The organism is Nonomuraea sp. CA-143628 (genome assembly GCF_050942315.1).
Taxonomy (GTDB): Bacteria; Actinomycetota; Actinomycetes; order Streptosporangiales; family Streptosporangiaceae; genus Nonomuraea.
The window spans coordinates 7,062,520-7,085,997 of the sequence record NZ_CP192072.1 but is presented as its reverse complement, the minus strand read 5'-3'; the positions used below and the strand labels follow the sequence as shown (position 1 = coordinate 7,085,997).

Annotated in this window: 23 protein-coding genes and 1 pseudogene; 9 read left to right on the top strand and 15 right to left on the bottom strand. The window is 69.8% G+C overall.

The genetic code is table 11. From position 1 onward, the window contains the following. Window positions 1-150: 150 nt before the first annotated feature. A pseudogene (locus tag ACQP2T_RS32515) lies at window positions 151-480 on the bottom strand (EamA family transporter); the annotation flags it as partial. Window positions 481-967: 487 nt separating this feature from the next. On the opposite strand from ACQP2T_RS32515, the gene ACQP2T_RS32510 reads away from it, so the two are divergent. After that, on the top strand, window positions 968-1,450 hold the full coding sequence (locus ACQP2T_RS32510) for an Lrp/AsnC family transcriptional regulator (RefSeq protein ID WP_433508719.1): 483 nt from the start codon (window positions 968-970) through the stop codon (window positions 1,448-1,450). 63 nt (window positions 1,451-1,513) lie between these two features. On the opposite strand, the gene ACQP2T_RS32505 is transcribed toward ACQP2T_RS32510, so the two are convergent. The 3 genes from ACQP2T_RS32505 to ACQP2T_RS32495 all read right to left on the bottom strand — a co-directional run bounded on the left by ACQP2T_RS32505 (window position 1,514) and on the right by ACQP2T_RS32495 (window position 2,802). Continuing rightward, window positions 1,514-1,816 (bottom strand): DUF952 domain-containing protein, encoded by a 303-nt coding sequence (locus ACQP2T_RS32505; RefSeq protein ID WP_433508718.1) that lies wholly within the window; start codon window positions 1,814-1,816, stop codon window positions 1,514-1,516. Beyond that, window positions 1,804-2,358: a GNAT family N-acetyltransferase gene (locus tag ACQP2T_RS32500; RefSeq protein ID WP_433508717.1), complete on the bottom strand. Its 555-nt coding sequence runs from the start codon at window positions 2,356-2,358 to the stop codon at window positions 1,804-1,806. Before ACQP2T_RS32500 ends, ACQP2T_RS32505 begins: the two co-directional genes overlap by 13 nt. Before the next feature lie 120 nt (window positions 2,359-2,478). Next, on the bottom strand, window positions 2,479-2,802 hold the full coding sequence (locus ACQP2T_RS32495; protein WP_433508716.1) for a DMT family transporter: 324 nt from the start codon (window positions 2,800-2,802) through the stop codon (window positions 2,479-2,481). A gap of 234 nt (window positions 2,803-3,036) precedes the next feature. Here ACQP2T_RS32495 and ACQP2T_RS32490 point away from each other — a divergent pair, with 234 nt between their 5' ends. After that, window positions 3,037-3,942, top strand: a complete 906-nt coding sequence (locus ACQP2T_RS32490; protein ID WP_433508715.1) for a radical SAM protein — start codon at window positions 3,037-3,039, stop codon at window positions 3,940-3,942. A 70-nt stretch (window positions 3,943-4,012) separates the two neighbouring features. After that, on the top strand, window positions 4,013-5,224 hold the full coding sequence (locus ACQP2T_RS32485) for a cytochrome P450 (protein WP_433508714.1): 1,212 nt from the start codon (window positions 4,013-4,015) through the stop codon (window positions 5,222-5,224). A 21-nt stretch (window positions 5,225-5,245) separates the two neighbouring features. Here the strand turns inward: ACQP2T_RS32485 and ACQP2T_RS32480 are convergent, their stop codons facing one another. Then, on the bottom strand, window positions 5,246-6,169 hold the full coding sequence (locus ACQP2T_RS32480; protein WP_433508713.1) for a TauD/TfdA family dioxygenase: 924 nt from the start codon (window positions 6,167-6,169) through the stop codon (window positions 5,246-5,248). Window positions 6,170-6,366: 197 nt separating this feature from the next. Here ACQP2T_RS32480 and ACQP2T_RS32475 point away from each other — a divergent pair, with 197 nt between their 5' ends. Both ACQP2T_RS32475 and ACQP2T_RS32470 read left to right on the top strand, forming a co-directional pair. Beyond that, a complete protein-coding gene (locus tag ACQP2T_RS32475; protein WP_433508712.1) occupies window positions 6,367-6,915 on the top strand; it encodes an EF-hand domain-containing protein in 549 nt (182 codons plus the stop codon). A gap of 10 nt (window positions 6,916-6,925) precedes the next feature. Further along, window positions 6,926-7,369 carry a cupin domain-containing protein gene (locus ACQP2T_RS32470; RefSeq protein WP_433508711.1) on the top strand — a complete coding sequence of 148 codons (444 nt, stop codon included), beginning with the start codon at window positions 6,926-6,928 and terminating at the stop codon, window positions 7,367-7,369. A gap of 26 nt (window positions 7,370-7,395) precedes the next feature. On the opposite strand, the gene ACQP2T_RS32465 is transcribed toward ACQP2T_RS32470, so the two are convergent. After that, window positions 7,396-8,577 (bottom strand): Ig-like domain-containing protein, encoded by a 1,182-nt coding sequence (locus ACQP2T_RS32465; RefSeq protein ID WP_433508710.1) that lies wholly within the window; start codon window positions 8,575-8,577, stop codon window positions 7,396-7,398. Between the two features lie 160 nt (window positions 8,578-8,737). Then, window positions 8,738-10,945 (bottom strand): SF1B family DNA helicase RecD2, encoded by a 2,208-nt coding sequence (recD2, locus tag ACQP2T_RS32460; protein ID WP_433508709.1) that lies wholly within the window; start codon window positions 10,943-10,945, stop codon window positions 8,738-8,740. A 202-nt stretch (window positions 10,946-11,147) separates the two neighbouring features. Here recD2 and ACQP2T_RS32455 point away from each other — a divergent pair, with 202 nt between their 5' ends. Then, the gene (locus ACQP2T_RS32455; RefSeq protein ID WP_433508708.1) at window positions 11,148-11,600 is read left to right on the top strand and encodes a hypothetical protein; all 453 of its coding nucleotides are present in this window, start codon (window positions 11,148-11,150) and stop codon (window positions 11,598-11,600) included. A 461-nt stretch (window positions 11,601-12,061) separates the two neighbouring features. On the opposite strand, the gene ACQP2T_RS32450 is transcribed toward ACQP2T_RS32455, so the two are convergent. Both ACQP2T_RS32450 and ACQP2T_RS32445 read right to left on the bottom strand, forming a co-directional pair. Then, entirely contained in the window at window positions 12,062-12,481 is a 420-nt protein-coding gene (locus ACQP2T_RS32450; RefSeq protein ID WP_433508707.1) for a hypothetical protein, read from the bottom strand. A gap of 258 nt (window positions 12,482-12,739) precedes the next feature. Further along, complete coding sequence (locus ACQP2T_RS32445) at window positions 12,740-12,946, bottom strand: hypothetical protein (protein WP_433508706.1); 207 nt, start codon at window positions 12,944-12,946, stop codon at window positions 12,740-12,742. A gap of 248 nt (window positions 12,947-13,194) precedes the next feature. On the opposite strand from ACQP2T_RS32445, the gene ACQP2T_RS32440 reads away from it, so the two are divergent. From ACQP2T_RS32440 to ACQP2T_RS32430, 3 genes are all read left to right on the top strand, one after another. Then, window positions 13,195-13,557, top strand: a complete 363-nt coding sequence (locus ACQP2T_RS32440) for a hypothetical protein (RefSeq protein ID WP_364012452.1) — start codon at window positions 13,195-13,197, stop codon at window positions 13,555-13,557. A 138-nt stretch (window positions 13,558-13,695) separates the two neighbouring features. Continuing rightward, the gene (locus ACQP2T_RS32435; RefSeq protein WP_433508705.1) at window positions 13,696-15,243 is read left to right on the top strand and encodes a hypothetical protein; all 1,548 of its coding nucleotides are present in this window, start codon (window positions 13,696-13,698) and stop codon (window positions 15,241-15,243) included. 18 nt (window positions 15,244-15,261) lie between these two features. Then, entirely contained in the window at window positions 15,262-16,602 is a 1,341-nt protein-coding gene (locus ACQP2T_RS32430) for a serine hydrolase domain-containing protein (RefSeq protein ID WP_433508704.1), read from the top strand. 81 nt (window positions 16,603-16,683) lie between these two features. On the opposite strand, the gene ACQP2T_RS32425 is transcribed toward ACQP2T_RS32430, so the two are convergent. From ACQP2T_RS32425 to ACQP2T_RS32400, 6 genes are read right to left on the bottom strand one after another with little or no spacing between them, the layout of a single operon-like run. Next, entirely contained in the window at window positions 16,684-17,544 is an 861-nt protein-coding gene (locus ACQP2T_RS32425) for a sugar phosphate isomerase/epimerase family protein (protein ID WP_433508703.1), read from the bottom strand. Window positions 17,545-17,559: 15 nt separating this feature from the next. After that, window positions 17,560-18,480 carry a nucleoside hydrolase gene (locus ACQP2T_RS32420; RefSeq protein WP_433508702.1) on the bottom strand — a complete coding sequence of 307 codons (921 nt, stop codon included), beginning with the start codon at window positions 18,478-18,480 and terminating at the stop codon, window positions 17,560-17,562. Window positions 18,481-18,530: 50 nt separating this feature from the next. Continuing rightward, complete coding sequence (locus ACQP2T_RS32415; protein WP_433508701.1) at window positions 18,531-19,715, bottom strand: ABC transporter permease; 1,185 nt, start codon at window positions 19,713-19,715, stop codon at window positions 18,531-18,533. Further along, window positions 19,712-20,848: an ABC transporter permease gene (locus ACQP2T_RS32410; protein ID WP_433508700.1), complete on the bottom strand. Its 1,137-nt coding sequence runs from the start codon at window positions 20,846-20,848 to the stop codon at window positions 19,712-19,714. Before ACQP2T_RS32410 ends, ACQP2T_RS32415 begins: the two co-directional genes overlap by 4 nt. Next, window positions 20,845-22,398, bottom strand: coding sequence for an ABC transporter ATP-binding protein (locus ACQP2T_RS32405; protein ID WP_433508699.1), 1,554 nt, complete (start codon window positions 22,396-22,398; stop codon window positions 20,845-20,847). Before ACQP2T_RS32405 ends, ACQP2T_RS32410 begins: the two co-directional genes overlap by 4 nt. Then, complete coding sequence (locus tag ACQP2T_RS32400) at window positions 22,395-23,432, bottom strand: BMP family lipoprotein (RefSeq protein ID WP_433508698.1); 1,038 nt, start codon at window positions 23,430-23,432, stop codon at window positions 22,395-22,397. Before ACQP2T_RS32400 ends, ACQP2T_RS32405 begins: the two co-directional genes overlap by 4 nt. Window positions 23,433-23,478 lie beyond the last annotated feature (46 nt).

Below are 23,478 nucleotides of genomic sequence, written 5' to 3'. Positions count from 1 at the left end.
TGCAGTCCTGAGGAGCCCAGCTTCAGGTATCGCATGTCGTCTTTCCTTGCTGTGGGGTCTTCGCTGTGGCTGGAGGAGGCGGAAGTTCCCGATGGAGAGCACCACGAGCCCGACTCCGGCGAGTTCGGCGGGTGAGGGGAGTTGCCGGAGTACCAGGGTGCCGATCGCGGTTGCCGTGGCCGGAAGCAGCGCCACCAGCAACGCGTAGGTAGAGCGGGCCATGCGTGCCATGGCGAGTTGATCGCACACGTACGGGATCACGGACGAGCAGATCCCCACTGCGACCCCTGCGGCGAGTGTGACAGGGTCGATCACCGCGGGGGCGATCTGCCCGGCGGCGACCGGCGTGACGAACGCGCAGGCGATGAGCATGGCGGCGGCCAGCCCGTCGATGCCGCTGATGCCGCGCTGACGCCGAGCCGTGCGGTGGGCCAGCACGATGTAGGCGGCGAACAGTCCCGCGTTGGCGAAGGCGAACATCAACCCCAGTGGCTGCCCGGCCAGCTGGATGCCGGTCAGCACGTAGACGCCGCCGACGGCTGCCACGAGCGCGAGGAGGTTACGTGCCGTTCGGGCTCCGAGCGCGGCCAGCACGATGACCGGCAGAAACTCGATGGCGGCGACGGTCCCCAGGGGCACGCGGGCGATGGCCAGGTAGAAACAGGTGTTCATGGCCGCGAGCACCGCGCCCCAGGTGATGATCGTACGGCGTCCCTTGGGGTCGAGCCGGGCGAGGGTTCGCCAGGGGCGGCGCCAGAGCGTGAGGACGAGTGCGGCGCTGCAGATCCTCAGTCCCGCGGCCCCGAGTGGGGCGAGCCTGGTGAACAGGAGTACGGCGAAGGCCGGGCCGAGGTAGTGGAAGACGGCGCTGCCGATGAAGTAGGTCCATGGAGGCGGCGCGGACAGGACGGCGCGAGGGCCGGTGGGCGGCATGACGTCATCGTCGGGCAGCCCGTAATTTAGGAGAATGGCGAATCGAAGGATCAGACCTGAGCGGACATACGAACCCAAGGGAATCGATGCCCTTGACCTTCGTATTCTCGCTGAGCTGCAGGTTGACGCCAGGGTGAGCTTCGCCGAGCTGGGCCGCCGGGTCGCCTTGTCGGCTCCTGCGGTGGCTGACAGGGTGCAGCGGCTGGAGGAGGGTGGGGTGATCACCGGTTATCGTGCCGAGGTCGATCCGCGGGCGCTGGGCTTTGCGGTGACGGTGATGGTGCGTATCCGCCCGGCGATCCGGGAGCTTCACCGCATCTCCAAGATCGCCCAGGAGGTTCCGCAGATCGTCGAATGCTACAGAATGACCGGTGACGACTGCTTCTACTTCACGATGCATCTGCGGGCGGTCGACGAGCTCGAGCCGATTCTGGATCTGTTCACCCCGTATGGTCACACGACCACGTCTCTCATTCACACTGCGCCGGTGCCGCGCCGCCCTCTGCCTCTGGGGTGAGGCTCGGGGCCGTCTTGAGGGGCTCGGCGCTTGTGGTGTCGTCGAGCGGTGAGGGCCGAGTGGTCAGGCGTAGGGGTGTACGGCGGTGACCGAGGTGAGCGGGAGTGGGCCGTACAGGTGGGGGAAGCCGTTTTCGAGGCGGATGTCGAGTCCGGTGGGGTCGATCTGGAGGATGAGCAGCGGTTGGGTGACGTGGCCGTAGAAGGCGGTGTGTACGCCGTGGAGCTGGTCGAGGTCACGGCTGCAGTGGATGAAGCCTTCTTGGTCGAGGGTGCGGCCGAGGGTGGAGATGCGGTACTCCCCCGCCGGCTGGGCGTCGGCCCAGTCGGCGGCCAGGGCGAGGTGGAGGATGTCTATGGTGTCCATTCGGAGTCGAGCATGGCATAGATGACCTCGGAGGCCCATTCGCCTTTGACCTGCTCGTTGTCGATGAGGTGGGCTTCGCGGCGCATGCCGAGTTTTTCCAGGACGCGGCTGGAGGCGGTGTTGCGGGCGTCGAGGCGGCCGACGATGCGGTGCAGGCCGAGTTCGTCGAAGCCGAGGCGGAGCAGTTCGCGTCCGGTTTCGGGGGCGTAGCCGCGGCGGTGGTGGTCGGGGTGCAGGATGTAGCCGATTTCGCCTTGGCGGTGTTGTTTGCTGGTCCAGATCAGGACGCCGTTGCCGATGAGCTGGCCGGTGTCGCGCAGGGTGATGGCGATGTCGAGGGCGTCTCCTTCGTCGAGGAGGGCGACGCGGGTGATCTTCCTTTCGAGGAAGGTGCGTACGGTGTCGAGGTCGCGGGGTTCCCAGTAGAGGTAGCGGGCGACGTCGGGCCGGGATTCGTAGGCGTGCAGCGCGTGGAGGTCGTCGGGGGTGAAGGGGCGCAGCAGGAGGCGGTCGGTGAGGATCGGGTAGTGGGGTTTGAGCACGGGGGCAGTGTAGATAACCGGTCTTCGTGGGCGCGAGGCGTTTTCGCCGGGCGGGCGGGCAAGCGGGCGGGCTGTCGGTGGGCGCTGGATGCCGGCTCGACGTGACAGGGGTGTCAGGGGTCAGTGGGTGCCGGCGAGGTTGAGGACGATGACGCCGCCGATGATGAGCAGGATGCCGCCGATCTTGAGCGGGGTGAGGGTCTCCCCCAGGAAGGCGGCGCCGATGAGGGCGATGGCGGCGGTGCCGGTGCCGGACCAGACGGCGTAGGCGGTGCCGACTTCGAGCTGCATCTTCAGGGCGCGGGCGAGCAGGACGAAGGAGATGAGGTAGCCGATGGCGACGATGGCGGCCCAGCCGAGGTGGGACAGGCCGTTGCTGAGTTTGAGCGCGGTGGTCGCGATGACCTCGGCGGCGATGGCGATCGCGAGCAGCAGCCAGGCCATGGTGGATCCTTCCCCGTGATTGGCGGTGAGAGGGCCTCGGTGTGATCGTGTGTGGTGCTGGAGCCACTGCCGGTCACCGCCGGGGCCATGAAGATGAGTGTGCTGAGCGAGGCGGTCTGTGTCGAACCCCGCCCGGTGAGGCGGAAGCGCTTGAAAAGGGAGTCGAATGCGTGTTCCACTGGGGCCGTGGGTTGGGACGCGCTTTCGCTCGTTGAGGCCGCAGATGATCGTCCGTTGATCGAGCGGCGGGCGGTGCTGCGTGACGGCTTCTATGAGACGCAGGCCCGTACGGTGATCGAGCGGGTGCCGCGGAGTGCGGGGATCGCTGAGCGGTGGGCCGTCTCCCCTTATCGTGGGTGTGCTCATGCTTGCCGTGGTTGTGGTGCTCGTGGGGGTCATCGGCGGTTGGGGTTGGACGCGGGGCGGGATTTCGACACGCGGATCGTGGTCAAGCCCAACGCGGTGACGCGGTTGCGGGCGGAGTTGGTGCGCTGGGGTGGTGAGGCGCTGGCGGTGGGGGTCAGTGGTGACTGTTACCAGCAGGCGGAGGCGACCTATCGGCTGATGCCGGGCATTGTGGAGGCGCTGGGTGAGGCGGCGGTGCCGTTCACCGTCTATACCAAGAGTCCGCTGGTGTTGCGGGATGCCGCGGTGCTGGCGCGGGTGGGTGCGCAGGTGGCGGTCTCGATCGCGTTCGTCGACGAGCGGATCCGGCGTGGGGTGGAGCCGGGCGCGGTGGGTGCGCAGGCGCGGCTGGAGTTGGTGTCGGCGCTGGTGGAGGCGGGGGTGTCGTGCCGGGTGCTGATGGGTCCGGTGCTGCCGTTGCTGAGTGATGGGGCCGATCAGTTGTCGGCGACGGTGCGTCGGATCGCGGCCACGGGGGCTGGGGTGGTGGAGCCGGTGGTGTTGCGGCTGCCGCCGGGGACGCGGCAGTGGTATTTGGAGTGGCTGGGTGAGGCGCATCCGCATCTGGTGGAGCGTTATGAGGAGTTGTACGACGGGGCGGGGTTGCCAGCGGCTGATTACGAGGAGCGGATCACGGGGCAGATCGGGCAGTTGTGCCGGGTCTTTGGCATGCGGTCGGGGCCACCTGAGCCGCCGGAGCGGGAGCCGCGGTTCCCGCAACTCGCGCTGGTCTGACTACTGTCAAGATTTAAGGCTGTCGCCTTAGAATCTTGGGTGTCCTATCAGTGAGCAGAAGGGCGCCGCCATGACCGCCGAACCCGTCTCCCGTTACCCCTTCGACCGGACCGAGGCCCTGCAGCCGCCGCGGGAGTGGGCCCAGTTGCAGAGCGGGTGCCCCGTGGCGCACGTACAGCTGCCCAGCGGCGACACCGCCGAGCTGGTGACCCGCTATGACGATGTGCGCACGCTGCTGACCGACCCGCGTTTCAGCCGTGGTGGCGCCGACGCCGCGCGGGTGTCCACCACCGCCGACGGCGGGATCTTCGCCCGCGGCATGGCGAGCGGGAGCATGATCGCCGGGACCGGGCATCGGCGATGGCGGCGGCTGCTGACCCCGTCGTTCACCATCCGCAAGATCGAGGCGTGGCGCCCGCGGGTGCAGCGGATGGCCGATGAGCTGGTGGACGGCATGCTGGCCGGTGGCTCGCCGGCGAACCTGTCGCGCGAGCTGGGCCTGCCGCTGCCGGTGCGGGTCATCTGCGCTCTGGTGGGGGCGCCGAGTGAGGATCAGGACAAGTTCGCGTACTGGTCTCAGGTGATGCTGACGCTGACCCGCTACGAGCAGTCGGAGGTGGAGAAGGCGTATGAGGAGTTCGGGGCGTATGTGTCGGATCTGGTGGATGACAAGCGTGCGGCGCCGGGCGATGACATGCTCAGCGAGCTGACGCAGATCTCCGACAGCCAGGACGGGCGGCTCAGTCATGAGGAGCTGATCGCGACCGTGCAGGCGCTGCTGCTGGCCGGGCACGAGACGACGTCGAACATGATCGCCATCATGGTGGCGATGCTGCTGTCGGAGCCGGGGCGTTACGCGGCGGTGGTCGAGGACCCGGCGCTGATCCCGGGCACGGTCGAGGAGGTCCTGCGGCTGGACAGCACGCTCAGCGTGGTGGGCATGCCGCGGGTGGCAACCGAGGAGGCCGACTTCGGCGGGATGACGGTCAGCGCGGGTACGACGCTGATCCCGTGCCGGCCCGCGGCCAACCGGGATCCGCGTAAGTTCGCCGATCCCGACCGCTTCGACGCGCGCCGCGACAACGCGGGCCAGCATCTGGCGTTCGGCGCGGGGCCGCACTTCTGCCTGGGTCAGCCGCTGGCCCGGATGGAGCTTCAGGTCGTGCTCGCCACGCTGGCCCGGCGGCTGCCCGGGCTGGAGCTGCGGGATGCTCCCGGTGATCTGCGGCTGCGTACGGGGCTGCTGTCAGGGGGGTTGCAGGACGTGTGGGTCACCTGGTGACGAGCGGCCTGCTTCGGCGTCTCAGCCGGTGGTGAACCACAGGCGGATGAGGTGGCGGCGCTCCGGCCCGGGGTGGTCTTCGTAGGTGGTGCGGCCGTGCAGGACGACGTGGTTGTTGAGGAACTGCATGTCGCCCTCCCGCAGGTCCATGGTGAGCACGAAGCGGGGGTCGTTGGTCAGCCGGTCGAGCAGGTCCATCGCCTCGCGCTGGGCCGGGGTGAAGGGCGGCACGCAGGCGCCGCGCTGGGCCGAGCGCAGGTAGTCGGGCCCGTAGGAGAACGACACCCTGCCGTCCGGGCTCAGCGTGCACAGCGGTTTGGTGTAGAAGCTGTCGGGGCCGTCGCCGGTGCGCCGGTCGTGCCACCATGGCTGGTAGAGCACCTCGGCCAGGTCGGGGCGGGTCCGGACGACCTCGTTGTGCACCGCCACGGAGCTGACGATGAGGCTGAGGCCGCCCGACTTGGCCGGGCGCAGGCACAGCAGGGCGACGACGTCGGTGGGGTCGCTGTGGTAGCCGAGCCGCCCGTTGTGCTGGTAGCTGCGGGTGCGTGGCTGGGAGGGGTCGGCGCCGGTGTCTCGTACGTGCACCAGCGGCACCGGGCCGCTTCCCTGCGAGACGATCGCGCCGATGTGGCAGCCGAGGCCGAGTCCGGCGATCTCGCGCTGCCGCTCGCTCATCTGGCCGACGGGCACCCCCTGGAGCAGGGCGAACCCGTGACCGTCCACGATCTGCTCACGCACTCGCCGCAGGAGCGGCCCGAGCGTCGGCAGCGGGAAGCCGTCCGGGGTGATCTCCTGCGGCGCCGGCCCGGCCGCCTCCACCGCTCGTACGGCGCTGAGCACCTCGTGCTGATGCTCCTCGTTGAGCGTGATCCTCCAGGGGTCGTTGTCGCGGATCTCCGCCGCAAGCCATTGGCCGGGCCCCAGCACTTGTGCGATCGCCATGGTGGCCACCTCTCCGCTCGTCGTGGGTCTTGGACTCACCTTGTCGGCCTTCCTCCTTCGTGGCACCCCCTCATCGCCCACGGCGCAACCGCTTCACCCACAGCGCAAGTGACCGCTGATTGCAAAGAGTGATTGTTCATAACTTTAAGTAGTGTTAAAGTGCGGGTGCCGGTTCACCGCCTCCCTGAAGGAGCGCCATGTCCGTGCCCGACGTACTCGCCCGGAAATTCGACAAGAGATTCACCTTGTACGACGCCGATGGTGACGGTGTGCTCACCAGGGACGACTTTCAGCTCGCGGCCACGAGATTCTTGGCGGCGTTCGGCATGCCGGCCGACTCCGCCAAGGGCCGGGACGTGGTGGCCGCGTACGCGAGCATGTGGAACGCCCTGATCCACAGTGCCGACGACGACAACGACGGACACCTGTCGCGCGCGGAGTTCACCGCTTACCTGGCCGGTCAGGAGTTCCGCACCAGCGGCTACGCGGCGACCGCCGGCCGGATCGCCGAGTCCGTCCTGACCGTCTGCGACATCGACGGCGATGGCCGGATCTCCTTTGAGGAGTTCGCCGCCATCCCCGGCATCTGCTCCCTGTCCGAAGCCGAGCGGCGTGAGGTCTTCGATCGGCTCGACACCGACGGCAGCGGGCATCTCGACATCAGCGAGATCCACGCCGCGCAGCGGGACTTCTACGCCAGCACCGACCCGAGTGCGCCCGGCAACCTGATCTTCGGCCGATTCTGAGGAGCCACAGGTGGAGCATCCCCCGCAGCCGGACGGCCACTGCCGTGTCATTCGGTCCGCTTTGATGTATGAGGGCAAGCAGCATCTGCAGTTCTTCGCCGGTATCGCCGCCGAAACCGTGGGTGCGCGCAATATCTGCATGCACCTGCAGACGATTCCTCCCTCGGGCAGCGGCCGAGCCCATAAGCACGACCATCACGAGACGGCCATCTACGTGATCAGGGGCGCTGTAGGTGCCTGGTACGGCGAGAATCTGGAGCACTACCTGCAAGCGCGCCAAGGGGAGTTCATCTACATCCCCGCCAGTACGCCGCACATGCCGGTGAATCTCAGTGACAGCGAGCCCGCCGAGGTCGTCCTGGCTCGCACCGATCCGCGCGAGCAGGAGAGCACGATCCTTCTGCCCGACCTGGAGGGCCGACGGCCTTCTCTCGACGGTCTGGGGGCCGGCTGAGCGGCGGGTGCGCTCAGCCAGCTCGCCTACAGGGCGCTGCCCTTCTTCCACTTGGAGAAGGGCAGCTGCCAGAAGCCCCAGCCGTTGTTCCATTCCAGGTCGCGGGTGGTGCCCTTGATGTCGACGACGTCGCCGCGCTGGAAGTGGTCGTAGAACCACAGGGCCTGGTCGGGGCGGGAGTTGATGCAGCCGTGGCTGACGTTGGAGCGGCCCTGGGCCCAGACGTTGTCCTTGGCGTGGACGTACTCGCCGGAGTTGGAGATCCGCACGGCGTGGTTGATCATGACGTCGTAGTAGCCGGGGTCGCCCTTCTTGCGGCCGGGTGAGATCATGCGGACCGGGTTGCCGCGCTCCATGGTCAGGTGGACGCCGGAGGTGGTGGTGTACTCGCGGGTGGTGGCCATGCCGGCGCTGATGCGCATCGTCTGCACGCGCTTGCCGTCGCGGTAGACGTACATCATGTGCTTTTTGGTGTCGACCTTGCTGATCACGCGGGCGCCGATCTTCAAGGTGGTGGCGGAGTCCTTGACGCCGTACATGCCCTTGCCGCCCTTGACGCCGGTGAGGCGGGCGTTGAAGGTGACCTTCTGGTGGGCGGGCCAGTATTTGGCGGTGCGGTAGATGACGGTGGTGTCGTTGATCCAGCGCCAGGCGCCGTCGACGGGCTTTTGCGCGTCGACCTCCAGGGCGCGTTCGACGGTGGCCTTCTCGCTGACGGGCTGGTTGAAGGTGACGATGATCGGCGCCCCCACGCCGACCGTCTCCCCCTTGGCGCTGGGTGTGACGTCGGCGACCTGCAGTTCGCGCTCGGGCTTGAGCGTCTTGAACGTGCTGGCGGCGGTGGTGACGCCGGCCTTGGCGCTGACGTTGTAGGAGCTGGAGGGCAGCAGGGTGCCCTTGGAGACCCATTTGGTCTTGTCGGCGTTGAAAGTGCCCTCGACGCTCTTGCCGCCGCCTTCGGCCGTGACCTCTTCCAGGGTGCCGCCGGCGGCGGTCACGACGATCTTCTTGTCGGGGCTGATCTTCGAGCTGCCCTCGGCGGGTGAGATCTTGATCGTCGGCGCTTCCGGGGTCGCGGAGGTGGTCGCCTTGGCCGCGTCGGCCTTGCCCGGAGCGGGGGGAGCGCTCGAGCAGGACGCGGTCAGTGCCGCGGCCGCGAGCAGGGCCATGCCCGTGACGGGCGTCCTCCAACCGGGCTTGACGTTCAAGTCAGTCCTCTCCCCCATAACAGCAATTCAATGTCAAAGACCTTAATGCTCCTGCATGTAAGACGCGGAGGAGTTTGGGATAGTTCGGTAACATTTAAGTCACTTGTTGCTGGGAACCGCAGGTCAGCGGGGCGCAACAGGAGTAAAGGGGCGAAAACCCTCAGTGCTGGGCCAGGCGGTGGGTCAGGCTGGTGTGGCGCCGCCCGGCCCCCTTGGTCCGTACGGCCTGCGCCAGCGCGCGCCGGGACCCGACGATGACGACCAGCCGCTTGGCGCGGGTGATCGCGGTGTAGAGCAGGTTGCGCTGCAGCATCATCCAGGCGCTGGTGGCCAGGGGGATGACCACGGCCGGGTACTCGCTGCCCTGGGAGCGGTGGATGGAGACGGCGTAGGCGTGGGCCAGCTCGTCCAGCTCGTCGAAGGCGTAGTCGACCTGCTCGTCCTCATCGGTGGCGACGATCAGCTTCTGCTCGTCGGGACGGATGTCGACGACGATGCCGACGGTGCCGTTGAACACCCCGGCCGCGCCTTTTTCGTAGTTGTTGCGCAGCTGGGTGACCTTGTCGCCGACCCGGAAGACGCGCCCGCCGTAGCGGCGTTCGGGCAGGTCCTCGCGTGAGGGGGTCAGGGCCTCCTGCAGCGCGATGTTGAGCGCGCCGGCTCCGGCGGCGCCGCGGTGCATGGGAGCCAGCACCTGTATGTCGCGGCGGGCGTTGAGGCCGAACTTGCGCGGGATGCGCCGGGCCACCACGTCGACCGTGAGCGCCGCGATCTCCTCCGGCTCCTCGCACGGGAACAGGAAGAAGTCCGTCATCTGCTCCAGTTTCGGGTGCAGGCCGGTGTTGACGCGGTGGGCGTTGACCACCACGCCCGACTCCTGCGCCTGGCGGAAGATCTGCGTCAGCCGTACGCGGGGTATGTCGTCTGCGGCCAGCAGGTCCTTCAGCACCTCCCCCGCGCCGACCGAGGGCAGCTGGTCCACATCCCCCACGAACAACAGGTGCGTGCCGGGCGCGACCGCCTTGACGAGCTTGTTGGCCAGCAGCAGGTCGAGCATGGAGGCCTCGTCGACGACGACCAGGTCGGCATCCAGCGGGTTGTCGCGGTCGAAGGTGGCATCCCCGCCGGGCCGCAGCTGCAGCAGCCGGTGAACGGTGGTGGCCTCGTGGCCGGTCAGCTCGGCGAGTCTTTTCGCGGCCCGGCCCGTGGGCGCGGCCAGGATCACCTTGGCCCGTTTGGCGCGGGCCAGCGTCACGATGGAACGCACGGTGAAGCTCTTGCCGCAGCCCGGCCCGCCGGTCAGCACCGCGACCTTCTCCGTCAGCGCCAGCCGTACGGCCTGGCGCTGCTCGGCGGCCAGGTCCGCGCCGGTCTGGCCGCGCAGCCACTGCTCTGCCCGCTCCCAGTCGACGCCGGCGAAGGCGGCCAGCCGGTCATGGCCGCCGCGCAGCAGCGACAGCAGCGCCGAGGCCAGTGACAGCTCGGCCCGGTGGAAGGGCACCAGGTAGACCGCCGGGACGATGGTGTCGCCGGCCGGGATCTGCTCGCGGACCACGCCCTCCTCGGCGACCAGCTCTTCCAGGCATGAGGCGACCAGGTCGGCGGGCACCTCCAGGATCTTGACGGCGTCGCCGATCAGGTTGGGGGCGGGCAGGTAGCAGTGGCCGTCGTCGGCGGCCTGGGACAGGGTGTAGCGCAGCCCGGCCTTGACGCGCTCGGGGCTGTCGTGCGGGATGCCGACCGACTGGGCGATGGTGTCGGCGGTCTTGAAGCCGATGCCCCACACGTCGTCGGCCAGCTGGTACGGGCGGGTCTTGACGACGGAGATGGAGCTCTCGCCGTACTGCTTGAAGATGCGCACCGCGATCGAGGTGGACACGCCGACGCCCTGCAGGAAGATCATCACCTCTTTGATGATCTTCTGTTCCTCCCAGGCGGCGGCGATCAGCTTGGTCCGCTTGGGGCCCAGGCCCGGCACTTCGACCAGCCGCTCGGGCGTCTGCTCGATCACCTCGAGGGTGTCGGTGCCGAAGTGGTCGACGATCCGCTCCGCCATCTTCGGGCCGATGCCCTTGATCAGGCCGGAGCCCAGGTAGCGGCGGATGCCCTGGATGGTGGCCGGCAGCACGGTGGTGTAGGACCACACCTCGAACTGCTTGCCGTACTTGGGGTGGGAGGTCCAGCGGCCGTTCAGCCGCAGCGACTCCCCCACCTGCGCGCCCAGCAGCGGTCCCACCACGGTCAGCAGTTCGGCGCCCGAGCGTTCGGTCGCCACCCGCGCGATCGTGTAGCCGGTCTCCTCGTTGGGGCCGTAGGTGAAGCGTTCAAGTACGGCGCTCAAATGAGTGCCGACATCTTTGGCGCCCACGTCCGGGCTCCCCTCGGGCCTCCCCACATCGACGAGACTAGGGCAGATCTTCATCGCCGCGACACTCGGCTCGGGGCCCAGCGCCGGCCTGCCGGTTCCGGTCCTTGTGGCCATGCGCCGTCTCAACCCGGACTCAACAAGAACTCAACATGCGCCGGCCTACCTTTCCGATGTCTTACGACAATCAGCGAAAGGAATCACGATGAGACGTCTACCACTGGCCCTGGCCGCCGGCGTCCTCACGGCCGGCACGCTTCTCGCCCCCGCCGCCCAGGCGGCGACTGCGGCGACGGCCGCCGTCTCCGTCCAGCAGGCGAGCCAGGCCCGCTGGTTCACCATCTGGGACGGCGGCGGGAACACCACGGGCATTGATACCGGGACGTTAAGGAGCCGGGCCAAGGTCCTGCAGATCGTCACCCAGTGCTGGAACGGCGGGGACGGCACCAAGGCCACGGCCACTCTGTATAAGTGGGTGACCAATACTTCCGGCATCGGTGGTGCGTGGGCCAACGCGAAGCGCGACCGCGGTTACTGCGTGGGCGGGAAGATGTACACCCGTATCAACTGGGCGAGGGCCGGCGAGAAGTGGAAGGCCACCGTCAAGCTCAGCCCCAAGGCTCACACGGTCAGAGTGTGGGTGCAGAACTACGGCTGATCGGCCCACGGAACGAAATGCCGAGCCTTCCATGGGCGCTCCCGGCGGTAACAGCGCGCGGGGGCGCAGGACTCGCCGCCAGGCTCCGCCCGTCCGGCCGGCGCCGACGGTGTGTGATCAGCACAGCGCCACCCCTGCAGGCAGAACCTCGCCGGGGGGCGCCACAGCGGCGCTTCTCAGCGCCCATCCAGTGTGAGCTGGGCTTCACATCACCTCATCGCCCGGCCCCTGTGATCTCACACCACGCCTTGACCTGACGCTGGTAGAGCCTCTCCGTGGGCGTCGTGGGGACCTGCACGGTCAAGCGGGGGCCTGTCGCGGGGATCAAGCTCTGACCTTGAGGGATGTCCCTGGGCGCTTGCTGGCCCAAGAAGGGCAAGGGGCGGGTGGCCTCGTGCCCGTGCGGGCATAGGGTCGCGCGTCGCGACGCCTATGCCCAGGGATCCTATTCGGGGCTCGAACTAGGGAGCCGCGTCTCCGGCCTTTTCCCCCTTGCAGGTGCTGGAGAATATTTTTCCGGTCTTGAGGTTGACGCACCTCGTGCAGGAGGCGCCGCTCTCGTCGAGGTCTCCCTTGCACAGGATTCCCTCTTGCTGCTTGGGCTTCTCGGGCGCCTTTCCTGGCGAGCCCGTGCTCTTGTCCTCGCAGTAACTACGCGTGTATCCGCCCTTCTTCGACTTGCACCACAGGCACTTCTTGGACTTTCCTTCAAGCCATTTGCAGGGCTTGCCGGAGTTTATCGAAGTGCAGTGGGTGAGCGAGGTGGATGCGGCGTGGCCGGCGAGGGCGCGGGCCTTGTCAGGCTGGGCCAGTGCGGCCGCTGAAGGGACGATGGCGGTCGCCGCCACCAGGGCCCCGGTAACGAATATTTCTTTGAGCACGAGACCACCCCCATTGTGTGTCTCTCGCTTGCCCTCCCATCGTGACATGGCGCGCTCGGCAATAGTCAAGACGTGCGCCAAGATTTACCGAGCGGCGGCCGGGCCCTTTTTCCGGAACATGAAACATTCGATGTGGATTTCTTGCGGGGGCGCTGGGGATGTCGGACGACGGCCTTTTACCTCGATGCCGGTATTATTTATTCCGCCGCTGTCGCCGTTGGCGCCGGCTTGACCGTCGATGCGCGTCTGGGCCGCTTTCTATAAGGCGACGCGCCGGAAGACGACGACCGCCTGGTAGCCGATGCCGTGCTCGGGGTCGCACTCGGCTTCGGCGCTGATGACGTCCAGTTCGGAGTCGGGGCCGAAGAAGTCCAGGGCTCTGGCTCTGGCCTTGTGCCGGATCTCGTCCGGGGTCGCTCCGGTGACGGTGACGCGCAGCGTGAGCGGGAACTGTGTGTCACTCATGGGCGGCCTTCTTTCGCAGAGGAGTGATCACTTTTGAGCGTAACATCAGGCCATCGCCGACATGCAGGCATATGACTGCATGTCAGCGGGGTCCGCATCTCGAACATGATTACCCATCGACACTCACGGTAGTGGTATGGATACTCTTCGTGTAGGCCCTGGCTCCCTGATCACCCCACTTCGACCGCGGGTTTCGTGCTGCCCGCCCGCCGTGGCGGGGTGATCCAGGGAACAACTCAAGGAGAGCGATGCACAAGAAGTCCCTCGCCCTGGCCGTCCTCCTCACCGGTGCGTGCGTGGCCACCGCCACCGTCGTCACCGCAGCCAACGCCACCACCGCACCCGCGGTCCAGGCCCACCACGCCTCCGCGCTTCCGCCCGGATACCAGCTGGTGACGCTGCCGAACGCCAACGTGCCCAACTTCCAGCGCCGTACCCTCTACTGCCCCGGCGCCAAGAAGGTCCTGGGCGGCGGCGGCGAGGCCCGCGGCAACGGGGCGATCCTCGTCGGCTCCTTCCCCACCGATGACGGGCGCGGCTGGATCGTCCTCGGCCGGCAGATCGGCTACAACGACGTCGGCATCAGCGTCTTCGCCATCTGCGCCGACTGACCTGCGGCGTCATCCGGCCCCGGTCGCTCGCCGACCGGGGCCGTTCCCGTGCCCGCCGCACGCCGTCGCCGCAGAGCACCGGTGAGAGAGAACATCTGGGCCTTCCAGGCGCGCCCGCCGCCCGGTAGGAAGCCATGCATGAGCGACGATGTACGCCTCACCATCGAAGCGGTCCCCCGCGCCGGGCTGAGCGCCGGGCAACTGCGCCAGGCCGTGGCCGCCCACCCCGGCGTCCTGTCCGCGCTGGAGGTCGCCGACGCCGACCGGCTGATCATCGGCCAGGCTCCGGCGCTCGGCCACGACCCGGGCCAGGACGCCCCCTTCCGCGCCACCGTCTTCGACCCGGTGGGCAACCGCGCGATCGAGCTGCGCGGCACCCTGGACCGGCCGCAAGGCGCCGAGGTCCGGCCCAGCGCCCACCGGCCGCCGCCCAGCCACGGCGAACTGCTCGCGGCCGCCGACGTGCTGCGCGCCGACCCGCACTTCCCAGCCGGCGAGAACGTGATCGTCTACCGGCCCATGCCGCCCCTGGCCGACCTGGACAGGCCCGACGGCACCACCGTGCGCCGCCCCACCCTGGGCATCTACACCCCCGGCGAGCCCACCGGGGTACGCCACCGCATCGTCGCCGTCGACACCGCCGCCCGCACCGTCGACTGGACGCCGGCGGGCATCGACGTGCGCATGCACCACGACTGCGAGCACACCGTGCCCGAAGGCGTCACCCCGCTGGCCGACCACGGTGGTCCCGACCAGGTACGGGTACGCCTCCTGCGGGGCGCCAGCGAGCTGTGGAACCTGCTGGTCGTGCGGCCGCGCGCATCGGCCCCGCAGAACCCCGGCGCCGGATCGGGCGTGGAGCTGCGCGAGGTGCGCTACCGGGGCCGGCTGGTGCTGCGCCAGGCGCACGTACCCATCCTGAACGTCGAGTACGAACAAGGCACCACCTTCCGCGACGACGCCTCCTCCGAGACCCGCTTCTCGGCCACCGGCACCGACCCGGTCGGCTGGGGCTGGCGGCTGTGCGACAGCCCGCCGCGTACCATCCTGGAACGGCCCGACACCGACGCCGGCGGCTTCCAGGGCGTGGCCTTCCACCACGACGGCGAGGAGCTGCGCATCGTCAGCGAGCTGCAGGCCGGCTGGTACCGCTACGCCAGCGACTGGCGGCTCGGCGACGACGGCACCATCAGGCCCCGCTTCGGCTTCGCCGCCACCGCCAACCCGATGACCTGCATGGTGCACCGCCACCACGCCTACTGGCGCTTCGACTTCGACATCGAAGGCTCGGCAGGCGACGTCGTCGAGCAGATCGACCAGGGGCCGATCATCCCCGAGCCGGTGCCGATCGTCCGCGAGACCACCCGCCGCCGCGCCCCCGGCCGCTACTGGCAGGTACGCCAGAAGTCCTCAGGGCGCGGCTACCAGATCCACCCCGGGCCCTTCGACGACACCGCCGACGCCTACGGGGTCTCCGACCTGTGGTTCCTGCGCCACCACGCGGCCGAGCTCGACGACGGCAACCCCGGCCCGCGCGACCGGGCCGCCATCGGGCGCTTCCTCAACAGCGAGAGCATCGACGCCACCAACGTCGTCGTCTGGTACGCCGGCCACTACTACCACGACCAGGCCCACCCGCAGCCGCACCAGGGCGAGCTTATCGGGCCGGAACTGCTGCCCATCTGAGCACTAGGCTTGGCGCCCATGAGTCAGGTGGGTGAGACGACGGCGCGGGCGCTGCTGCGCAGGCTGGCCGTCGAACAGGCCGAGTGCAGGGTGCCGTCGCTGACGGCCGCGATCGTCCGGGAGGGGAGGCTGGCCTGGTTCGGCGCTCGCGGTTTCACCGGCCCCGGTGCCGGGGCGGCTCCCACCGCCGACACGCAATACCGGCTCGGCTCGATCACCAAGAGCATGGTGGCCGTCGTGGTCATGCGGCTGCGCGACGAAGGCCGCCTCGACCTGCTCGACCCCCTGGCCAAACACCTGCCCGGCACCCCGTTCGGCGAGGTGAGCATCGCCCAGCTGCTCTCCCACACCGGCGGCCTGACCGCCGAACCGCCCACCGGCTGGTGGGAACGCACCCCCGGCCTGCCGGCCGGGGACCTGCTGGCCCTGCTCGGGCCGCAGCACGCCAAGCACCGGCCCGGCCGCCGCTTCCACTACTCCAACATCGGCTACGGCCTGCTCGGCGAGGTGGTCGCCCGGCTGCGCGGCATGCCCTGGCTGCGGGCCGTCCAGCAGGAGGTCCTCCAGCCGCTCGGTCTGTCGGCCACCACCGAGCGGCCGCGCGCCCCGCACGCAGTCGGCTACGCCGTCCACCCGTGGGCCGAGGTGGTGCTGCCCGAGCCCGAACACGACCATGCCGCCATGGCTCCCGCCGGTCAGCTGTGGTCCACGACCGCCGACCTGGCCCGCTGGGCGGCGTTCGTCGCCGGGGACACCGGCGGCGTCCTGTCCCCCGCCACACTGGCCGAGATGCGCGAGCCCGCCACCGTCGACGACGGCGACGCCTGGAGTTCCGGCTACGGGCTCGGCCTGCAGCTGACCCGGCACGCCGGCCGCCGCCTGGCCGGGCACACCGGGTCCATGCCCGGCTTCCTGGCCACCGTGTGGGCCGACCCGGCCGACCAGGTGGGGGTGCTGTTCCTGGCCAACACCACCAGCGGCCTCACCTACACCCTGACCACCGACCTTCTGGACATCCTCGACGAACACGAGCCCCGCCTGCCCGAGCAGTGGCGGCCCGCCCCCGCCGACCCCGCCCTGCTGGCGCTGACCGGGTTGTGGCACTGGGGCCCCAAGCCGTACGCGTTGCGGCTGCTGCCCGACGGCGGCCTGGCGCTGACGCCGGTGGGCGGGGCGGGCCGGGCCTCCCGGTTCGTGCCGCAGGACGACGGGACGTGGCTGGGGCTGGATGGCTACTACGCCGGTGAGACGCTGCGGGTCGCCGCCGATCACCTCGACCTCAACACCTTCATCTTCACCCGCGAGCCCTACGACCCGCAGGCGCCCGTCCCGGGCGGCGTGACGGACTGGCAGGCCTGACGGACTGGCAGGCCTGAGCGCCGCCGCCGATCGCGCCGTCATCCATGCTGCCCGGCCTACGGCACCTCGCCTGCGGCCGGGTCAGTCTCCTGCTGGGGCGAGCGCCGAGGCGATGAAGCGCCGGGCCGAGGCCGCCGTCGCATCCGGGTCGTCCCAGGTGTCGCGCCAGACGGCCAGCGTGCTGGACAGTCCCGGGGAGACCACCCGCGAGGAGAAGCTCTCGAAGGTCATCACCCCGTCGTAGCCGATCTCGCGCAGGGCAGCGAAGACGGCGGCGAAGTCGACCGTCCCGGTGCCCAGGGCGCCGCGGTGGCTCTCGCCGAGGTGCACGTAGCCGAGGGCGCCCGCGCTGTCGGCGACCGCGCGGGCCATGTCGTCCTCCTCGATGTTCATGTGGTAGGTGTCCAGGTGCACGGCGATGTTCGCGGCCCCGACCTCGGCGATGAACTCCCTCGTCTGCGCCGCGGTGTTGAGGAGGTTGGACTCGTACCTGTTGACCGTCTCCAGGCCGAGCGTGATCCCGTGGTCGAGCGCGCGTCGGGCCACCCGCCGCAGCGCGCCGGCGGCGTTGTCGCGTCCGGCGGGGGTGGGCGGGCGGCTGTGCTTGCCGAACGCTCCGTAGATGACGCCGCCCAGGTAGGTGCTCCCGATGGCCGCGGCGAAGTCCAGCGCCGCCAGGAGGTAGCGTTCGCCCGCCGCCGAGACGGCGTCGTCGTCGCTGGCCAGGTCGGCGTCGAACGGCAGGCCGACGGAGCACGTGGCCTGCATGTCGTGCCGTTGGAGCGCCTGCCGGGTGGCGGCGGGCGAGAGCGTGTCCGGCTCGAACACCGGGATCTCGACGACGTCGAACCCGCACGCGCGGGCCCTGCTGACCGTGCTGTCGCAGTCCGGGGCGGACCAGCCGCCGGCGAAGACGGCGGCATGCACGCCGAGTTTGTTCATGTCAGGACTCCTAGTTCAGCGGCCGGTGATCACAGATCGGACGAACTGCGCGGCGACCCCCGGGGCGTCCAGATCCCAGACGATCTCCGCGTAGGGCCAGTCGTCGGCATGGTCGCCATGGGGTGGTTTGGTGGTGCGGCGGTCCACGACGGTCGCTCCGCGGGTGTAGCCGCCGCGCAGTTCCACGGCGACCTTGAGTCTGCGGAGCTCGGCCAGGTGGGGTTCGGTGGCGACCACGGCGACGCCGGCGTCGCCGAGGAAGGCGCCTCGTGTGGCGAAGCGGGCGGCCAGTTCCCGCAGGATCCGGCCGGCGAGCGCCGCGCCCGGCCGGCCGGACCCGTCAAGGGTGGCGATGTCGGCGTCGGTCGCGCTCACGCGAGCGAAGACGTCGAGGCCGTACATCACGACGGGCAGCCCGCTGCGCAGCACGATGTCGGCCGCTTCCGGGTCCTGCAGGATGTTGAATTCGGCGGCGGGGGTCTCGTTGCCTCCTGCCGCGGCCGAGCCGCCCATCACGTAGACGGCCTCCACCTGCCGGGCGGCCTCGGGGTGGGCGCGCAGCAGCAGCGCCACGTTGGTCAGCGGCCCCGTGCACACGAGCGTGGTGCGCGGTCCGGGCCGGGCGAGGACGCCGCGCATGACGTCGAGCGCCGCGGGCAGGTCCCGCGGGGCGGCTGCCTCGGGAAGGGTGACGTCGCCGAGGCCCGTGGGGCCGAAGACCCATTGCGCCCCGGGGCCGCCGGAGGCCAGGGGCCGCTCGCTCCCCTTGCCCACCGCGACATCGTGGCGGCCGAGCGCGGCCAGTACCCCGGTGGTGTTGCGGGCGACGGCGTCCACGTCGACGCACCCGTTCACACAGGTCACCGCCAGCAGTTCGACCTCCGGTCTGCTCGTCAGATAGATGAGCGCGAGCGCGTCGTCCATCCCGGTATCCATGTCTGCGAGGACACGCACGTGACCATCGACCTCATTCGTGTCAGAGAGCATCAGTGAGTGGTCCCGTCCGGGCGCCTGCCGACGGCCGCGGGCGGTCTCAGCCGCCGGCCGGAGACCATGAGCGCGACCAGGACCGCCACGTACGGCACGACGAACGCCACCTGCTCGGGCAGCGTGTCGGTGACGGCGAAGGCGGTGCCGAGGGCCGCTGTGGCAAGCGCCAGGACGGTGAGCCGCCGGCGCCGGGCTCCGGCCGCGGCGGGATCGCCGCGGCCGGCCGTGGATCTCAGGAGCGTCAGCCCGCATGCCACGGCCGCGACGAGCAGCAGCGCGTGGACGGCCGCGCCGCCTCCCCGAAGCTGCAGCGCGTCCATGTACCCGTACAGGAACGACCCCGCGAACGCCCCGGAGGGCCGCCAGTTGCCGAACACCATGGCGGCCAGGCCCATGTAGCCTCGCCCGCCGGTCTGCCCGTCCCGGTAGAGGCCCGAACCGACCAGCACGAGGATGGCGCCGCCGAGGCCGGACAGCGCGCCGGAGGAGACGACGGCCCCGTAGCGCAGCGCGGCGACCCGCACCCCCATGCTCGCCGCCGCGGCCGGGTTCTCGCCGCAAAAGCGCAGGCGCAGTCCGTAGGAGGTGCGCCACAGCAGCCACCACGACAGCGGGACCAGGACGAGCGCGAGCGCGACTCCCGACGACAGCCCGCCGAGCCCGAACGGCAGCGGCACCTCGGGCAGCCGGGGTGCCGGCGGCGACTGGGTGGCGCCGCCACCCGGCATGCTGGTGAACGTGATCGAGGACAGGTACTTGGACACTCCCGGGGCCAGGAGGTTGATGGCCACGCCGGCGACGATGTGGTCCACGCCGAAGGTGACCGTCGTGATCGCGTGCAGGAGGCCGCCGAGCGCGCCACAGGCGGCGCCCAGGACGAGGCCGGCGACGGGCCCCCACCGCAGGGCTCCATAGGCCGCCCCCCAGGTGCCGAGGATCATCATTGCCTCGAGGCCGATGTTGACCACGCCGGCGCGCTCGGCCCAGACTCCGCCGAGGGCGGCCAGGGCCACGGGCGAGGTCAGCGCGAGGGCTGCCGACAGCGTGCCGCCGGATACCAGCCCGGCGCCCTCCGGCAGGGTCAGCATCGTGGCCAGCAGCCCGCCGGCCAGGGCGAGGAGTGGCCAGAGCCGGCCCGGGGCAAGCAGGGTAAGGACACGCGGGGCCGCCGGGGAGATCATGTCGCCGCCTTTCCGCCGAGGGGCCGGGCCGCGGCGGCCAGACCTGCCGTGGCGCCGGCCGGGCTGGGCGTCTGTTGCCGTTCGCGGCGGGCGCGCCAGCGGGCGCTCAGCTCGTAGGCGACGAGTACCGCCAAGACGATCAGGCCTTCCATGATGCGGACGACCTCGTTGTTGATGTCGAGGAGCTGGAGCACGTTGGAGGAGTTGTCGAGGAAGGAGAACAGAAGCGCGCCCAAGGCCATCCCCGCCGCGCGGTTGCGGCCGATGAGGGCGACCGCGATGCCGATGAAGCCGAGCCCGGAAGGGAAGCTGAGCGAGAAGCCGCCCGAATCGCCCAGTAGCGCGGGCATGCCGACGAGGCCGGCCGTCGCCCCGGACAGCAGCATGGTGATCACGGTGACGCGCGCCGTGGATGCCCCGCCGAAGCGGGCCGCCTCCGGTGAGCGCCCTATGGCCCGCAGGTCGAAGCCGAAGACCGTGCGCTCCAGGAGGAGGTAGAAGGCGATCCCGGCGGTGAGCGCGAGCAACGAGGACCAGTAGAGGGTGGCGCCGTGCGTGACGGCGATGAACCCGGAGTCGCGCAGGCTCGGGGGCAGGGGTGGCGTGCCGAGGTTGTTGCTGCCTGCGCCGTCGGCGCCGAGCCTGCCCGGCGTGAGCAGGAAGGAGATGAGGCCGATCGCGATGAAGTTCAGCGCGATCGTGGAGATCACCTCGTTGACGCCCTTGATCGCCTTGAGCGCCGCCGCGATGCCGGCCCAGGCCGCTCCTGCGGCCATGGCGGTCAGCAGGAGGAGTGCGTACCCGGCGATGGGCGGCAGCGGCAGCTCGGCCCCGACGGCTGCGGCGCACAGGGCCGCGATCCGGTACTGGCCTTCGGCTCCGATGTTGAACAGATTGAGGCGGAAGGTGAAGGCGACGGCGACCGCCGAGAGGTAGTAGGCGGCGGCGGAGTTCAGGATGATGGCGGCGCTCGAGCCGCTCAGGGCGTTGGTCACCATGGCTTGGGCCGCGTCGAGCGGGGACGCGCCGGTGACCACGAGGATGAGGCAAGCGGCGCCGGCGGCCAGGACGAGCGCCGCCACCGGTGCCAGGAGGGCCGCGGCCACGCCGCGCGGGTGGGAGGTCAGGCTCATCTGGCGCTCTCTCCCGCTCCGGACATGGCCACGCCGAGCTCCTCGGTGCTGGTCCGCCGGGGATCGACCTGCGCGACGATCCGGCCGCGCAGCATCACCAGCAGCCGGTCTGACCTGCTCAGCAGCTCATCGAGGTCGGCGGAGACGAGCAGCACGCCCGCTCCTGCCGCGGCCGCCTCCTCGATCCGCCGCCAGATCTGCTGCTGGGCCGCGATGTCGACGCCCCGCGTCGGATGGGCGGCGAGCAGCACTTTCGGCTCTGCGGCGAGTTCGCGCCCGATGACGAGCTTCTGCTGGTTGCCGCCGGACAGCGACGCGGCGGCGACGTCGGCGTCGCGTGCCCGGACGTCGTAGTCGCGCATCAGGTGTTCGGTGTCGCGACGGGCGGCCCGGCGGGTGAGCCAGCCGCGCCTGCTGTTGGGCGGCGCCGACTGCCGGCCGAGCATCCGGTTCTCCCACACAGGAGCCTCCAGCAGGAGGGCCTGGCGGTGGCGGTCCTCGGGGACGAGCGCGACACCGTCGGCTCGCCGGCGCCTGAGGGTGGTGCCCGTGATGTTGCGGCCGAACAGTGTCAGCGTGCCGTGGTCGGGGCGGCGTAGTCCGGCGGCGCATTCGATCAGCTCGGTCTGCCCGTTGCCCTCGACTCCGGCGATGCCCACGACCTCGCCCTCGCCCACGTCGAGGCAGACCGCGTCGAGGGCCTGCCTGCCATCGGACAGGCGCAGGGACACCTCCTCGAGGCCGAGCGCGACCCGCCTGGCGGTCTGGTCGGCCGGGTGTGCGGGCCGTTCTGTCCTGACCAGCTCGGCACCGATCATGAGGTGGGCCAGCTCGCGAGAGGAGACCTCGTTCGCCTGGAGCGAGTCGGCCACCGTGACCCCGCGCCGGATGACGGTCACGTCGTCGGCCACCGCCAGCACCTCGTCCAGTTTGTGGGAGATGAAGAGGATCGACAGGCCGCGTGTCCTGAGCCGGTCGAGGCTGACGAACAGCCGTTCGACCTCCTGGGGCACCAGGACGGCGGTCGGCTCGTCGAGGATGAGGATGCGCGCGCCCCGGTAGAGCGCTTTGACGATCTCGACCCGCTGGCGGTCGGCCACACTCAGGCCGCCGGTCTCGGCGTGCGGATGCACCCGTACGCCGAGGTTCGCGCAGAGCTCCTCGACTCTGCGTGTCGCGGCCGGCAGGTCGAGCACGCCCGCCCGGCCCGGTTCGGCGCCAAGGACGACGTTCTCCAGGACGGACAGGTTGTCGGCCAGCATGAAGTGCTGGTGCACCATGCCGAGTCCGGCGGCGATCGCCTCGCGTGGCGAGGTGAAGCGGACCGGCTCGCCGTCCAGGTGGATCTCGCCGGAGTCCGGCCGGTGCATCCCGTACAGGAGCTTCATCAGCGTGGACTTGCCCGCGCCGTTCTCGCCCACGATCGCGTGTACGGTGCCGGCGCGCAGCGTGAGGCTGACGTCCTCGTTGGCGACGACGCCGGGGAACTGCTTGCGCAGGTGCCGGGCCCGCAGGGCCGGTGGCGCGTCTGGTGGCGCCGAGGTGCTCATGTTCCTGCCTTCGGGATGGTGGATACGGTGATGTCCTTGTTGGCGATGGCGCGGCGCAGTTCCTCCAGGCGAGGGCCGATGTCGTCGACGAATCCGCCGGAGGTGGCATAGGCGACGCCGTCGTGCTTGAGGTCGTAGTTCTGCTCGCCGGCTTTGAAGGTCTTGCGTCCCGCGTCGTCGATGAAGTCGAAGACGGCCGTGTCCACGCGCTTGATCATCGAGGTGAGGATGACGTCCTTGACCGCGCTCAGGGCTGGTTGGAGGTATTGGTCGGAGTCGACGCCGATGGCCCGTTTGCCGAGGTCGTGCGCGGCCTGGAAGACACCGATGCTGGATGCGCCGGCGGCGACGAAGACGACGTCCGCGCCGCGCTGATACAGGCCCTTGGCCGCGACCTGGCCCTTGTCGGGCGAGCTGAAGCCGGAGAAGTCCGGCGCCTGGCTCAGGTATTGCACCAGCACCTTCTTCTTCGGGTCGATCCGGGCCACGCCGGCCTGGTAGCCGGCCAGGAACTTCTGGATGAGAGGGGTGTTGGCGCCGCCGATGAAGGCGACCGAGCCGCTCCTGCTTTTCAGTGCGGCGGCGGCACCGACGAGGTAGGAGCCTTCGTGCTCGGCGAAGACCAGGTTGGCGATATTGGCGCCGGTGGCTTCGGAGCTGTCGACCAGGGCGAAGCGGGTGGCGGGGAACTCGCCGGCGACCTTCTGCAGCGGCTTGGCGTAGGCGAAGCCGACGGCGATGACAGGGTCGAAGTCCTGCTGGGCCAGCAGCCGCAGCCGCTGCTCCTTGGCTTGGTCGGACTCGCCCGCGGTGGCCTCCAGCTCCTGCGTCTTGGCGATGTGGAGTTGCTTGGCGGCCCTGTCCAGGCCCTTGGCGGCGGCGTCGTTGAACGACTGGTCGCCGCGCCCGCCGATGTCGTAGGCGAGCCCCACCCGCAGCCCTTCGCCTGTTACCGGGGCCGGTCGCGCGCCGCACCCGGTGACCATCGCGGCTACCGCGAGCAGGGGAAGAAGCCATGTCCATCCATGACGCATGTGCGCCTCCTGATCTAACGAGACAGGTGAGCCGGGCAGGGTGCAT

Coding starts and splice junctions, on each gene's coding strand:
- ACQP2T_RS32430 (WP_433508704.1), top strand. CDS start 15,262: ATGAGTCAGGTGGGTGAGACGACGGCGCGGGCGCTGCTGCGCAGGCTG.
- ACQP2T_RS32440 (WP_364012452.1), top strand. CDS start 13,195: ATGCACAAGAAGTCCCTCGCCCTGGCCGTCCTCCTCACCGGTGCGTGC.
- ACQP2T_RS32485 (WP_433508714.1), top strand. CDS start 4,013: ATGACCGCCGAACCCGTCTCCCGTTACCCCTTCGACCGGACCGAGGCC.
- ACQP2T_RS32505 (WP_433508718.1), bottom strand. CDS start 1,816: ATGGACACCATAGACATCCTCCACCTCGCCCTGGCCGCCGACTGGGCC.
- ACQP2T_RS32480 (WP_433508713.1), bottom strand. CDS start 6,169: ATGGCGATCGCACAAGTGCTGGGGCCCGGCCAATGGCTTGCGGCGGAG.
- ACQP2T_RS32400 (WP_433508698.1), bottom strand. CDS start 23,432: ATGCGTCATGGATGGACATGGCTTCTTCCCCTGCTCGCGGTAGCCGCG.
- ACQP2T_RS32415 (WP_433508701.1), bottom strand. CDS start 19,715: ATGATCTCCCCGGCGGCCCCGCGTGTCCTTACCCTGCTTGCCCCGGGC.
- ACQP2T_RS32510 (WP_433508719.1), top strand. CDS start 968: ATGGCGAATCGAAGGATCAGACCTGAGCGGACATACGAACCCAAGGGA.
- ACQP2T_RS32435 (WP_433508705.1), top strand. CDS start 13,696: ATGAGCGACGATGTACGCCTCACCATCGAAGCGGTCCCCCGCGCCGGG.
- ACQP2T_RS32455 (WP_433508708.1), top strand. CDS start 11,148: ATGAGACGTCTACCACTGGCCCTGGCCGCCGGCGTCCTCACGGCCGGC.
- ACQP2T_RS32405 (WP_433508699.1), bottom strand. CDS start 22,398: ATGAGCACCTCGGCGCCACCAGACGCGCCACCGGCCCTGCGGGCCCGG.
- ACQP2T_RS32410 (WP_433508700.1), bottom strand. CDS start 20,848: ATGAGCCTGACCTCCCACCCGCGCGGCGTGGCCGCGGCCCTCCTGGCA.
- ACQP2T_RS32445 (WP_433508706.1), bottom strand. CDS start 12,946: ATGAGTGACACACAGTTCCCGCTCACGCTGCGCGTCACCGTCACCGGA.
- ACQP2T_RS32425 (WP_433508703.1), bottom strand. CDS start 17,544: ATGAACAAACTCGGCGTGCATGCCGCCGTCTTCGCCGGCGGCTGGTCC.
- ACQP2T_RS32475 (WP_433508712.1), top strand. CDS start 6,367: ATGTCCGTGCCCGACGTACTCGCCCGGAAATTCGACAAGAGATTCACC.
- ACQP2T_RS32420 (WP_433508702.1), bottom strand. CDS start 18,480: ATGGATACCGGGATGGACGACGCGCTCGCGCTCATCTATCTGACGAGC.
- ACQP2T_RS32495 (WP_433508716.1), bottom strand. CDS start 2,802: ATGGCCTGGCTGCTGCTCGCGATCGCCATCGCCGCCGAGGTCATCGCG.